Source organism: Klebsiella sp. PL-2018 (assembly GCF_019048985.1).
GTDB classification, from domain to species: Bacteria; Pseudomonadota; Gammaproteobacteria; order Enterobacterales; family Enterobacteriaceae; genus Klebsiella; species Klebsiella michiganensis.
The window spans coordinates 13,657-27,016 of record NZ_CP077675.1; the positions used below are offsets into that span (position 1 = coordinate 13,657).

The 13,360-nt window shown below is 46.1% G+C and carries 7 protein-coding genes and 5 pseudogenes; 7 read left to right on the forward strand and 5 right to left on the reverse strand.

What is annotated here, in order from left to right:
• Window positions 1-20 precede the first annotated feature (20 nt).
• Both MKleb_RS30250 and MKleb_RS28400 read right to left on the reverse strand, forming a co-directional pair.
• Window positions 21-727 (reverse strand): annotated as a pseudogene (locus tag MKleb_RS30250) (IS6 family transposase).
• A 96-nt stretch (window positions 728-823) separates the two neighbouring features.
• Window positions 824-1,726, reverse strand: a complete 903-nt coding sequence (locus MKleb_RS28400) for a LysR family transcriptional regulator (protein WP_217077033.1) — start codon at window positions 1,724-1,726, stop codon at window positions 824-826.
• Window positions 1,727-1,915: 189 nt separating this feature from the next.
• Between MKleb_RS28400 and MKleb_RS28405 the strand changes: the two genes are divergently transcribed.
• From MKleb_RS28405 to MKleb_RS28415, 3 genes are all read left to right on the forward strand, one after another.
• Entirely contained in the window at window positions 1,916-3,316 is a 1,401-nt protein-coding gene (locus MKleb_RS28405; protein ID WP_228740827.1) for an SLC13 family permease, read from the forward strand.
• Between the two features lie 130 nt (window positions 3,317-3,446).
• Entirely contained in the window at window positions 3,447-4,052 is a 606-nt protein-coding gene (locus MKleb_RS28410; RefSeq protein ID WP_217077035.1) for a histidine phosphatase family protein, read from the forward strand.
• A gap of 115 nt (window positions 4,053-4,167) precedes the next feature.
• Window positions 4,168-4,864 (forward strand): IS6 family transposase gene (locus tag MKleb_RS28415; protein ID WP_217077036.1). Its coding sequence is split into 2 segments (ribosomal slippage): window positions 4,168-4,524 and window positions 4,526-4,864, totalling 696 coding nucleotides; the frame shifts between segments, so codons are not numbered across the junction.
• A 76-nt stretch (window positions 4,865-4,940) separates the two neighbouring features.
• Here the strand turns inward: MKleb_RS28415 and MKleb_RS28420 are convergent.
• The 3 pseudogenes from MKleb_RS28420 to MKleb_RS28430 form a co-directional block, all read right to left on the reverse strand.
• A pseudogene (locus MKleb_RS28420) lies at window positions 4,941-5,450 on the reverse strand (antirestriction protein ArdA).
• Window positions 5,451-5,886: 436 nt separating this feature from the next.
• A pseudogene (locus MKleb_RS28425) lies at window positions 5,887-6,351 on the reverse strand (IS5 family transposase); the annotation flags it as partial.
• 40 nt (window positions 6,352-6,391) lie between these two features.
• Window positions 6,392-7,546, reverse strand: a pseudogene (locus tag MKleb_RS28430) (IS3 family transposase).
• Between the two features lie 1,065 nt (window positions 7,547-8,611).
• Between MKleb_RS28430 and MKleb_RS28435 the strand changes: the two are divergent.
• From MKleb_RS28435 to MKleb_RS28450, 4 genes and pseudogenes are all read left to right on the forward strand, one after another.
• The gene (locus MKleb_RS28435; protein WP_217077037.1) at window positions 8,612-9,154 is read left to right on the forward strand and encodes a fimbrial protein; all 543 of its coding nucleotides are present in this window, start codon (window positions 8,612-8,614) and stop codon (window positions 9,152-9,154) included.
• A 116-nt stretch (window positions 9,155-9,270) separates the two neighbouring features.
• A pseudogene (locus tag MKleb_RS28440) lies at window positions 9,271-10,047 on the forward strand (IS5 family transposase).
• A gap of 44 nt (window positions 10,048-10,091) precedes the next feature.
• The gene (locus MKleb_RS28445) at window positions 10,092-10,838 is read left to right on the forward strand and encodes a fimbrial biogenesis chaperone (protein ID WP_217077038.1); all 747 of its coding nucleotides are present in this window, start codon (window positions 10,092-10,094) and stop codon (window positions 10,836-10,838) included.
• Window positions 10,810-13,356: a fimbria/pilus outer membrane usher protein gene (locus MKleb_RS28450; protein WP_217077039.1), complete on the forward strand. Its 2,547-nt coding sequence runs from the start codon at window positions 10,810-10,812 to the stop codon at window positions 13,354-13,356. Before MKleb_RS28445 ends, MKleb_RS28450 begins: the two co-directional genes overlap by 29 nt.
• The last annotated feature ends 4 nt before the right edge of the window (window positions 13,357-13,360 follow it).

The following is a 13,360-nucleotide window of genomic DNA, read 5'->3' on the forward strand; positions in this document are numbered from 1 at the left end:
GGAAGTGCACTGACTGTTTTTCAGGCAACCAGCAGATAAAATTGTTCTGCCGGTGACATTCCATCACCTGCCGGATGTTGATACTCCCCTTCGCGTATCATGTGGAGCAGCTCAATGCCTGCCAGCGGGGTCTGTGCACGGCGAAACGATTTAAATCCAAGCATCTGGCGAATTCTGCGTTTGATATTCCGGTGATCCTGCTCAATCAGATTGTTCAGATACTTGCTTTGCCTGATGGTGATGATTTCCTCTGCGGGCTTGCCGGCATTGAGCGTGGCCAGGGCGAAGGTATTGGCGCCACTTTTATCGATGGTCACCACTTCGGGCTCGCCGTGGTGGCGGATGGCTTTGCGGAAGAAGCGCAGCGCTGCTGCCGCATCCCGTTGGCGGTAAGCCGGAAATCGATGGTCTGTCCCTCGCTGTCGACGGCGCGATACAAATATTTCCACTGGCCTTTGATTTTGATGTAGGTTTCGTCCATGCGTCAGCGGTGCCCCACGGAACGTTTATGCCGGCGAAACGCCTTATCCAGTAACGGCACCAGGCGGATGACCCAGCGATGCAACGTGGAATGGTCAACAACAATCCCGCGCTCACTCATCATCTCCTCCAGATTACGCAGGCTCAGGGCATAGGCCAGATACCAGCGTACACACTGGGCGATGATATCGACAGGATAATGTAATCGCTGGAAGGCATTTCGGATCAGGGCATGGTCAGGTAACATCGTAAAAAATAGCATGTTACCCCACGATCCCTTAATGCGACAGAACCCCTATAAGCGCATCTGAAAAACCACCGGCCATGCCGGAGGATATATATTTTATTCAACAAATCCTTCTTGTTCTAAAAGCATCAATAGATTGTAAGTTGCGGGGGATAAATGTTTATTTTTATGGTGAACATAACGAACGCCGCGATTAAGATTGATGTCGTCAATTGTGAGCGCACAAAGCAGATTAGCACGTACCTCTTGCTCAACTGCTAAGCTTGATACTATTGAAATGCCTAGTTCATGAATTACACTTTGCTTTATACCTTCAATGCTATCAATTTCCATGCTGTTGTTGATAATCTGTGTATCTAAACCACTTCGGATTTTATCCATTAGAAAGCGGCGAGTGGCCGAATGTTCTGGTTTAATTAGAAAAGATTCATTTGTAACTTCTGATAAACTACAGGTTTTGTTCTTCGCCAGCCGATGATTAGGCGAACATATCAACACTAAAGGATCGACTAAAAAAGTCTTCAGTATATACTCATCCTGGTCAAAAGGTATGCTATCTGCGATCACCAATAAATCTAATTCTTGGTGATCTAATTTTGAGATAAGATGGTGCGATTTAGCAATGTCTATGCTAATTTTCACTAATGGGTACTTTTTTTTAAACAACCCAATAATTTTGGGCAGGAAATATACTCCTATAAAATGGCTCGCACCTAATTTTATTTCTCCGATGTAAGGATCATCAAATTGTCTCATATGTCTGAAAGATAAATCAATAATATTAATAATCTGTGATGCGTACTGCTGGTACAGTTTCCCTTGTGGCGTGAGAAAAAGCCGGTTGTTCAATCTTTCAAACAAAACTGTTTGCAATTCATCTTCTAACTTCTTAAGTCTTATACTTACGCTGGGTTGCGTGCAGTGTAAGCGCTCAGCGGTTTCTGTCACATTAAGCCCTTCAGCTAACAGTAAGAATGTTTTCAACTGACTAAAATTCATACAGCACCATAAAAATAATTTATACTGACAATAAAATAATACAATTTTTTTTATTGTGCTATCTCTTTATACTAAAAATACCTTACACACAATCCAAAGGCATTCGCTATGGAAGAACAATTAAAACAACAGTCCTCCGGACAAACAGAACCACCATTAAAGAGAGTGATAACGCTAAAAAAAATTGGAATGCCGCTGGCATTAGTTATTATGATTGCCATATTCTTCATGCCAACTCCAAGCGGGCTGACGATTCAAGGGCAACAATCGATTGCGATATTTTGTGCTGCACTGATCATGTGGGTGTGCGGTTCACTACCCATTTACTTGACGTCCATGATAGCGATAGTACTGTTAGTTTTAACAGGTACAGTTTCCAAAGAAAAAATCGCATTTGCAACACTAGGTTATGATGTAATCTGGTTAATGGTGTCGGCCTTTGTGCTGACCGCTGCGATGATCAAATCTAACCTCGCACGACGGTTTGCCTTGTGGATGATTACCGAGTTTGGGCAAACCCCAAAACGTGCATTGTTTGTTCTAATACTGATTAATTTTAGTTTAGTATTTTTTGTACCATCGACGACAGCACGTGCAGCATTAATGGTGCCAATTTGTTTAATCTTGCTTAACGTATACAAAGCTATCCCAGGGAATAGCAATTTCGGTAAGCTGATGATGTTGCAAGGTGTTCAAGCGGATGCTATTGCAACATCGGGTGTGATGACAGGTACTGCTGCTAATATTATCGCGGTAGGTTTCATTAACTCACAAGCTGGCGGTTCGATTAGTTACATTGACTGGCTTGTTGCATCTTTCCCACTTGCGATTCTGGGAATGGTGATAACATTTTTTCTTGGGTTTAAACTTTATAAATTTAAAGGTGAAATAGATTTTGAAGGTTCGCTGGAAAAACTTAAAGAAGAACGTAAGCAATTAGGTAAGCTGACCTTGAATGAAAAAAAAGCGATGGTTATATTTTTTAACGCTGTTTTTTTATGGTCAACAGAAAGTTATCATCAGGCCATGTTTGGCTTCAGCATTAGTGTTTACATGACCGCAGTTATCTCTGCAATTCTTTGCTTATTGCCTCGAATAGGTCTTTTAACTTGGGCTGAATCCAATATTAAATGGGATTTGATGATTTTCGCAGCAGGTGCTTATGCTGTGGGTAATGCTCTGGAATCCAGTAAAGGAGCTGAATTTTTAATAAGTAAGCTAGTCTATGGGCTTGGTCTGGAAAGCATGAGTCACACTTCGGTGTATATTATTGTAGTATTTATCTGTATGTATAGCCACCTAATATTTACTAGTAAAACAGTTAAAACAACTATTCTTATTCCATCCATTATCGCGCTGGCAAAAACATTGGGTATGGATCCTGTGACCTTGGCGTTGGCGGCATCTTTTACATTAACTTACACTATAACATTACCTCCCCATTCGAAAGTGAATTCGATTTATTTCTCAACAGGTTATTTCAGCGTGTTAGACCAGTTGAAATACGGTTTGGTTACATGTTTTATTGGTGCGTCGGTTATTTCCTTTGCCATATTTACATGGTTCCAAATTCTTGGGTATGGATTATAGTCTTAATCTCCATGAGTAGTATTTTTCGGCGGTTGTTGTGCGTAAACGAAAGAGGAACAACGCAAGGCGGGTTAATTAGTGCGAAAAAGTTGCAAATGTGTCGAATATATTAATTAGGATTGAGGGTATTATGAGGCTTATATTACTTAGGCATGGCGAAACCTTATGGAATAAAGAGTTACGTCTGCAAGGACATGATAATTCAGAACTATCACCAAAAGGGATTCACCAAGCTAAAAAAATAAAACACTTTATACAACAGTTATCCCCTACTCGCGTTGTTACATCCGATTTGGGGCGGGCGGTACAAACGTCTGAAATCATCGGTTTCCCAGATGCCATTAGATGTGCTGAGATTAGAGAATTAAATATGGGTGAATGGACAGGATGTCGTAAACCTGAATTAATGAGGACTCAAGCTAAACTGTATAATGAATGGCGAACAGGTTCATACACTCCGAAGGGAGGGGAAAACTGGTTTGACTTTTGTGATAGAATTGAAGCTGGGTTGCTTCGGCATGTTTATGATAATGACACTGATATATTAGCTGTTGTTCACAGCGGTGTCATTCGTGCCGCATGCAAGGTATTCTTAAATTTGTCACCAGAACATTTATTACCTGCTAGTCCGGGAACAATGACTATTTTAAATTTTGATAAAAACTCAAAGAAAAATGTAAAGCTGGAGGCTTATAATATTGGTTCGTTTGTTCCTGACAATGATGTCGCTGACTAACCTAAATAGCTATTCGGAATAGTAGTATACTCAGGGGGAACTCAGGGATATAATACTTCTGTCGCATTAAGGGATCGTTGGGTAACATGCTATTTTTTTACGATGTTACCTGACCATGCCTTTGATCCGAAATGCCTTCCAGCGATTACATTATCCTGTCGATATCATCTCCCAGTGTGTACGCTGGTATCTGGCCTATGCCCTGAGCCTGCTTAATCTGGAGGAGATGATGAATGAGCGCGGGATTGTTGTTGACCATTCCACGTTGCATCGCTGGGTCATCCGCCTGGTGCCGTTACTGGATAAGGCGTTTCGCCGGCATAAACGTTCCGTGGGGCACCGCTGGCGCATGGACGAAACCTACATCAGAATCAAAGGCCAGTGGAAATATTTGTATCGCGCCGTCGACAGCGAGGGACAGACCATCGATTTCCTGCTTACCGCCAGAAGGGATGCAGCAGCAGCGCAGCGCTTACTTCCGCAAAGCCATCCGCCACCACGGCGAGCCCGAAGTGGTGACCATCGATAAAAGTGGCGCCAATACCTTCGCCCTGGCCACGCTCAATGCCGGCAAACCCGCAGAGGAAATCATCACCATCAGGCAAAGCAAGTATCTGAACAATCTGATTGAGCAGGATCACCGGAATATCAAACGCAGAATTCGCCAGATGCTTGGATTTAAATCGTTTCGCCGTGCACAGACCCTGCTGGCAGGCATTGAGCTGCTCCACATGATACGCGAAGGGCAGTATCAACATCCGGCAGGTGATGGAATGTCACCGGCAGAACAATTTTATCTGCTGGTTGCCTGAAAAACAGTCAGTGCAACTTCCTCCCCCTCTTTGACATTAATGCGACAGAACCCGGGGTTGCGCCCCGCCCTATGGGTTAATCGGCAAACACGTAGCCGTCAGCCAGCATCAGGTCATTCAGAAACAGGTCGCGCCCGTAGGCGGAATAATCAAAATAGTGCGCATGTCTTCCGGCATCCCGTCCAGCAAGCCGTGCTCCTCGACCTAGTTCATCGCATACGCTTCCTCGCAGGTGGTTTCTCCGAGGTAGACGTCGTCAAATTCGTCAAAGTCTGTGCGGCCCGTCAGCTCTGTCCAGACCACATACGCCCCCGCCTTTCCGGCCTCGCTGGCTTCCCTGAAGCCCTCAACAAAAGACCAGTCAATTGAGCATTCCGACGCGAACGCATCGGGGATGCCCTCGATATCCTGGAACATCAGCTCGGGGTCGGGTTCGTTTGCATGAAGGGCGCGACAGGCGGCGTAAAAACTGGCCTCGTCGTCGTAATCGGTGAGCGTAAGCCATGCGCCGGCAATGCTCCCGCAGTTGTATTTGTGGTACGTACCGACACACGGCGGGCTGTGTCACGGTGGTGGTAGTGTTCATCGCGGTATCCTCGCTGTCAGAGTGAACGGAAACGGCTTTCGCCGTGCCGACACAACAACTCGACGAACAGCGGAAAATACCAGGGCGCCCCCGCAGGCCGTCAGCCGGAAAACGCGGAGGCTGGCCGCACGGTTATCCTGCGAAAACTGAGCGGGATAACGACGGCAGGACAGGCGAGGAACATCAAAAAAAATCACGGCGGATGGGCGAGGACGGCGGCGACAGCGTACCCTTGTATTTTTTGCGGTCGGGTTAGCGTGAAGGCACGGCGAATGCCGCAGGCGCACGGAGCGGGCAGGCTGAAGAGGGTAAAGGGGCGAAACGCCCCGGGAGAAAGCGGAGCCGCTGTGGGACGCAGGCGACATCCGAATGGTGCGGAGTTACTGCCCGGTGTCGGGTGATGTGGTTTACTAAACCGGACACTAGGCTGTGTCCCTTAATTGCATAACCTTTTGTAAAACAGTCTGATACAACCCAGTTTAACCATCGCCAGATAATTCCTCGCCGTTTTTTCGTAACGTGTGGCTATGCGACGATATTCTTTCAGGCGACCAAAGCAACGCTCAACAACATTGCGATTACGGTAAGCATCACGATCGAGCTGTGAACGACCATCTGACGCCATTTTCTCATTTGATTTGCGAGGGATGACGGTTTTTATACCTTTTCTTTTCAAGTCATTGCGTAAAGCATGTCCGGAGTAGACTTTATCGGCCAGTACGGCATGACCACGTCGCTTCATGCTGCCATTCTGGCGCTGAACACCAATACCGTCCAGCAGACGTGGTGCGAACAGGCTTTCATGGGCTTGTCCGGGGCTCAGCACGATGTTTAACGGCAGACCGCTTCCGTCTGTCGCCAGATGGATTTTGGTGCCAAAACCGCGGCGAGAGCGACCCAGTGTAGTGGTCAACTAATACTGGCCACCGCATTTGTAGTGGTCAACTAATTTTGGCCACACGACCTGACTGTTCGTGGAACAGCCGCTCTGATTCATTTGGCGTTAACCCACCGTTATACCAGTGGGGCCGGATGGCACTGTAATAGCCCGTGATGTAGCGGATTATCGCGCTCTGAGCTTCTTTGAAGCTGTTATAGCCCTTCGTCGGCACCCATTCGGTCTTCAGGCTCCGGAAGAACCGTTCCATAGGGGCATTATCCCAGCAGTTACCGCGTCGACTCATGCTCTGCTTTATTCGACAGCGCCACAGAGCCTGCCGGTACTGGCGGCTGGTATAGTGACTGCCCTGGTCACTGTGGAACATCACTCCTGTTGGCTTCCCCCGATGCTCCCAGGCCATCTGCAACGCTTTGACCGTGAGGGCCGAGTCCGGCGACGTCGACATCGCCCAGCCCACAGGTTTACGGGCGAACAGCTCCAGCACGACGGCCAGATAAGCCCAGCATTTTCCCGTCCAGATATAGGTCACATCGCCGCACCAGATCTGATCCGGCGCTGTTACCGCGAACTGCCGGTCGAGATGGTTAGGTATTTCAACGTGTTCGTTCCCGCCGCGTTTGTATTTATGCGCCGGGGCCTGACAACTGGCGATATCCAGCTCTTTCATCAGCTTACCTGCAAGCCATCGCCCGAGTCTGACGCCCCGGCCGCTGACCATCGTGGCGATACTTCCCGCGCCAGCAGAGCCACCACTGGCATTCCAGACTTCACTGACGAGACTCCGTTTGACGGCCCGCTCAGCGTCAGAATCCCTGCCATTTTTACGAATGTAACGATAACTGCTTCGGTGAACACCGAACAGCCGGCACAATGGCGCTACCGGGTAGTGCGCCCTCAGACTGTCGATTATCGTGAACTTTTCAGGGAGTCCGACATCAAGAGCGCGGTAGCCTTTTTTAGGATTTCATTTTCCATTTCAAGGCGTTGTATTTGTTTTCTCATTTTCCTGAGTTCCGTCTGCTCAGGCATCAGAGGCAGCCCCGGGGGCGTTTTCCCCTGGCGCTCCATACGTAACGATTTAACCCAGCGAGAGGCTGAGGTTCATCGCTTTAGCCGCTTCACCGTGAGTGTAGTTCTGATCAAGGACCAGTTTTGCCGCTTCGGCTTTAAATTCAGCAGTAAATATTTTGCTCATTGGTTCACCTGTAAGATGTTGAGGTGAGCATATCACCTCTACTCAGGTGGCCAAATTCAGTGTGCCACTACACCCACCAGTTTGGGTCCGTTGGTAGATATTGCGGTGAGATCTTGTTCGTTTTGCGATTTCAGCTTTCATTGTTAAAGATGATTACTCTGTTTTCCTGCGTGGGGCAGGTGAAAGCATCGCACGCACTCCATTATAGATCCGTTCAACAGTGATAAATCATGAATAAGATGTATTATGCTTTTTTTGATTTGCTTTAATTTTCTGTCTTATCTAATATTCGTCGCCTCCGTAGAACAATAGATCGAAATATAGTTGCATGACAGAATACGCAGCCGAGCGATGCGTATAACTTTGTTCGCGGAGTGGATCTGCTGCATTAAGGTGTTGCCAGAAACATTTGTTTTGGGGGATTTAAATTGCCCTGAGCCTGAACAATCGCCATGCGATAATAGTGAGGTTCGGATTGCCTTTGACCATACCACGCTTGAATACTGCGTAGCGACTGCATCATCGGCATACGGGTTGTTTTGGCGAATGGAGAAAACTGTCATCAAAATTAAAGCAAGGTAGAAATGCTTGTATCGTGCTTTCGATACGAAAAGTACTCTATCATCTATCTGCTGAGCGGTAAATGGGTTGCAGATGGGATCTGTATGTGCCTAACTAAAATATAACCGATACGGATAGATTTTATATTAAAACAACCTAATTGACCAGAGCAACAATAATATCCAAGAACGCGAATTAGAGGTGTCAGGATTAAAATTTATTTCACCTAGCACATGCGAAACTGGCCGGAATTGAGTGAGAGCCTATTTCAATGGCCTCTCAATACAAAAGAATCTTCGTTATCAGGTTATGGTTACTAGGTATCCCCAGCCATTTAATAAAAAATATCATGTAAATAGCGAATTTTAATATTGCGTGTGAGTGTTCATTGTGTTTGTGGGGCGATATGTGTTATTTCGCGTGACATTTTGCCAATGATGCATAATTTTTTAAAAAAGAGTTAGACTTAATATTCACATATATAATAACATTAAGGACTTTGATATGTTTAAACATAGTTATAAATTACTTGCATTAGTAATGATTACTACTTCTGCATTTGCGGTAGATGGAACTATCACAATTAACGGGCACATTACTGATACAACTTGTTCTATTTCTGTCAATGATGGCAGTAATAATGCAACGGTAACGCTGCCAACCGTTTCGTCTACTACGCTTGCCACACCAGGCGCAACGGCAGGGGCTACGCCGTTTACAATTTCGCTGAGTAACTGCTCAGGAGAATCTTTAAATACCGCCAGCACCTACTTCGAACCTGGCGCTTATGTTGATAGCACAACCGGTCGTCTGAACATTGATTCAACAGCGGCAGATGCCGCGACTGGAGTGCAGATTCAATTATTAAATGCCAATCGTAAAGCCATTGTCGCTGGGACTTCAATAACGAATGGCCAGAATGATATTCCTGTAGATATATCTTCTAAAAAAGGGACCCTGAATTACTTTGCGCAATATTATGCTACTGGCGCCTCTACTGCTGGTTCAGTAACGACTCAGGTCGATTTTACGATGGTTTACGAGTAATAAAGACGGGAGTAAGAGTCGATCCCAATAGGATTTATCGTATACTCGGTACCGTTAATTTTCGATGGCGAAGTATGGCTGGCAGCAAGTGACAGAGTAGTGATGACCTTTGGGATATATTGTCTCAATATGCTCCCGGAGCATAAATTCTATCATCTGCTGGGTACGCATCGCAAGCGCGTTGATACTCGTGCCGCAATGAACGGCCTTTTCTTCGTACTAAGAAATTGTTGCCAGTGGAATTCGCTGAATGCGACAGGTATTTGCTTATCAAGCTCAGCCCTTTGTTGTTTTAAGGAGTTGTGCGACGCCAGCGCTTTCAAGCCCTTCTGGCAGAATGGACTGCTTGCCTGCGAGAAACTGGATGCCATTGACTGGTCATGGTTATCGATAGATGGTTGCATGACAAAATCACCGCTACTTTGCTCAAAAAAACAAGCCGAAATTCTACCGAAAAGGGAAAACAGGGCGTAAAGCACAACTTGATGATCGATGCTAACGGTTTGCGGCTTGCGGCTTGCGGCTTGCGCTCGCTATGTTAGGGCCGAATGCACACGACACAAAGCTTGTTGAAGATATGCTCGACGGGCTACAGACCGGCGGGCCGGGGGACAGGCTCCATTTATGCATGTTCAAAAGCTATTAAGCTGAATGGCTGGAAAACTGCCTGAAAGCGTGGCAGTATGAACCTCACATCCAGTCAAGGAAAGGAAATCGGGGCGCTCAAAAACAGTTATTTCAAGGCTCATCGCTGGGTTGTTGAAAGATCGCATAGGTGGAAGAATCACTTCCGGCGCGCACTGACTCGTTAGGAGAAAAAGGCAGAGAATTACGAGGCGATGCTACATTTTGCATGCAGAGTCATTGTCTGGAATAAAACCCTATTGGGATAGGGTCTAAAGGCGCCGTCATTTATTCTTGATTATAAGGTGATGAGATGTTAAATATTATATCTTCAGGGTTGGCACTGTCATTTTTGGCGTTCTCACTGAATGCTATGGCTGATGTTGTTATTAACGGTACACGCATTGTATTTTATGCAAAATACAATGAATCAACGGTACAGTTAAGAAACCTAGGGAATAATCCTTACCTTTTACAAATATGGATGGATGATGGTAACTCAAATGCAAACCCAGGAGATGCCACGACTCCGTTTCTTATTGTTCCTCCCGTTGTTCGTATTGACCCGGGAAAAGGGCAAGCTGTGCGAATATTGGCAACGAAACCTTCATTGCCGCAGGACAGAGAGTCCTTGTTTTGGTTCAACATGCTGGAAATCCCCCCAAAAACACAGGATTCAATATCAGGCAAAACGCATATGCAGTTGGCATTTCGTACTCGAATAAAACTTTTCTACCGCCCTAGCAATCTGCAACGAACACCATTGCAGTCATATAAAGAATTAAAGATTTTTCAACAAGCGAACAGCATAAAAATAGTGAACGATTCACCCTATCACATCACCTTTAGTAAGATTGACATTCGTCGAACAACAGGGGCAACTGTATTAGCATCTGTGGAAAACTTCCCTCAGCGTATGATGAAACCAAAAAGTGAAATGGTATTTCCTCTAGTAAAAAAAACATCGACACAACTGCTCGGTGCTTCAGTATTTTATAATGTAATAAATGATTATGGTGGAGAAACAACAAATGAGCAAAAATTACAAAGTAGCCCATAACGTTGTTTCTTGTCCTTTGAGATTACCCCGAACTATTCTATTCGTTATTTTACTTATCATGTTTGTTCGGCTAGCCGTCGCTGAAAATGAAGAAGTACATTTTAACAGTGAATTTTTACGCTCAGCGATTGATGTTAGCAACTATTCTCACGGGAACCCCGTACCTACTGGAGAATACACGGTCGATCTTTATGTTAATGATAGATGGAAAGGTCGTACGGAAGTTTATTTCAAAAAAGATGAGAAGAAGTCTGCGATAGCCAAACCCTGCTTTAACACGAAACTGGTTTCTAGTATCGGAATTAATCCTGATGGGTTGACACCTGATATTGTACGTGAATTAAAATCGGATGATGCCTGTGTGAAGATGGCTGATATCTCTACTGCGCTGGCCGCTGACTATGATGTTTCTACGCAACGTCTTAATATTCATGCCCCACAGGCTTATTTAATCCGTAATTACAGGGGCTATGTCAGCCCTGAACTGTGGGATGACGGTATTACTGCCTCCACGCTGCAATATGATTACAATGCTTACCATTCTGAGATGTCAGGCTCAGATTCACTCTCTACGCAATACTTAGGATTGCGGGGGGGGGTTAACTGGGATGTCTGGCGGTTGCGCTATCGCGGTTCTTTTAACTGGACTGAAGGGCGCGGATGGAATTATGACAATACGAATACCTTCCTTGAGCGAGCCATTGTTCCCATGCGAGGTAAGCTGATAATGGGGGAATCCTCTACTGATGGTCAGGTATTCGATAGCGTTGGTTTCCATGGTGTAATGCTGATGTCCGATGAACGGATGTTTACGGACTCACAGCGCGGTTTTGCGCCAATCATTAACGGGATCGCGAATACGAATGCTCTGGTGCGGGTAACACAGCATGGGGGGCTAATTTATGAATCAACCGTTCCACCGGGCCCATTCGTTATTGATGACCTTTACCCCACGGGTACCGGGGGCGATCTACTGGTTACGGTAAAAGAGGCGGACGGCAGTGAACACAGCTTCACCGTGACGTTTGCATCGATTGCTGAACTGCTTCGCCCTGGTACGAGTCGCTATACCCTGATGGCCGGGCGATATCGTAACACCAGCGTGAACGAAGAACCCGAAATTCTGCTGGGGACATTGCGCCACGGTTTTACCAACCTGATTACGGGTTACACCGGCGTTTTAGGAGGGGAGGGCTATCAATCGATTTCTGGCGGTGTTGCCCTGAACTCTTCTGTTGGTGCGATATCAGCAGATATCACGCACGCACGTACAAAACTACATGATGATATTGATAGTGAAGGGCAGAGTATTCGGTTTTCTTTTGCAAAAATTTTGCCTGTAACTGATACCAACATCACATTGGCCAGCTATCGCTATTCCAGCTCAGGCTATTACGATATTAACGATGCGATGCTGTTACGTGATATACAACAGCGCAGCACTAGTGGCTTTTACAGTAGCAGTATTAACCGTAAGAATCGCATTCAGATCAGTGCGGCGCAAACGATCTCCGATACCTGGGGCAGTTTTAATTTCAGCAGCAGCACTCAGGATTACTGGAACAGAAGTGGACAGGATACAGAATATCGGATTGGCTACAGCAACACCTTTAAACGGTTCACGCTGAATATTAATGCAAACCGTACCCGAGATCTGGAGACCGGTCACTGGGATAATAAAATTGCGATTGGTATTTCCTTGCCTCTGGGTGGTAACGCGCGTTCAGGGTACCTCAATTCAACCTATGTTCAGGTTCGTAATCACCAGGGAGTACAGAACTCAGTCGTCGGTACGCTGGGTGAAGACAGACAGTTTACCTATAACGCGTTTGGTAGTGTCGATCACTACAAAGACACCAACGATCTGAATACCGGCGGTGTGAGTGGGAGTTGGACTTCTCCCTGGAGCACGATAGGGGGGAGTTTCTCGGCTGGCAACGGTTATCAGCAATACAGTATGAATATATCGGGTGGGGCGATAGCCTGGCAGAATGGCATCGTTCTTACGCCTATAATGGGCGATACTATGGCGGTTATTGAAGCTGACGATGCCAAGGGGGCGAGGATCACTAGTAATAATAGCCTGAGACTGGACAGTACGGGTAAAGCCGCCGTGCCTTATCTGACTCCGTATCGTCAAAATACCATTGAGCTCGATCCGAAAGGATTATCGAATGATGTTTCTCTGGAAGTAACCAGCCAGAATAGTGTGCCAACAGCCGGAGCCATCGTACTAATGAAATATAAAACAGATGTGGGCAATTTTGCGCTTATGGCGATCAGTCATGCCGAGGAAGCGTTGCCATTTGGATCTGCCATATTGGATGAAAACAATAATACAGTCGGCTATATCACGCAGGGTGGTCAGGGATTCATTCGCGTTAAAAATGAATCCGGACGACTGCATGTGCAGTGGAGCGATAACGGCAATAAGCAGTGTGCCTTTAATTATCACCTACCGGCAAAACAGAATACTGCGGCTAACGAGATGCCTCATCTGAGAGCGGTTTGCCAGTAACGGG

Coding starts and splice junctions, on each gene's coding strand:
- MKleb_RS28400 (WP_217077033.1), bottom strand. CDS start 1,726: ATGAATTTTAGTCAGTTGAAAACATTCTTACTGTTAGCTGAAGGGCTT.
- MKleb_RS28405 (WP_228740827.1), top strand. CDS start 1,916: ATGCCGCTGGCATTAGTTATTATGATTGCCATATTCTTCATGCCAACT.
- MKleb_RS28410 (WP_217077035.1), top strand. CDS start 3,447: ATGAGGCTTATATTACTTAGGCATGGCGAAACCTTATGGAATAAAGAG.
- MKleb_RS28435 (WP_217077037.1), top strand. CDS start 8,612: ATGTTTAAACATAGTTATAAATTACTTGCATTAGTAATGATTACTACT.
- MKleb_RS28445 (WP_217077038.1), top strand. CDS start 10,092: ATGTTAAATATTATATCTTCAGGGTTGGCACTGTCATTTTTGGCGTTC.
- MKleb_RS28450 (WP_217077039.1), top strand. CDS start 10,810: ATGAGCAAAAATTACAAAGTAGCCCATAACGTTGTTTCTTGTCCTTTG.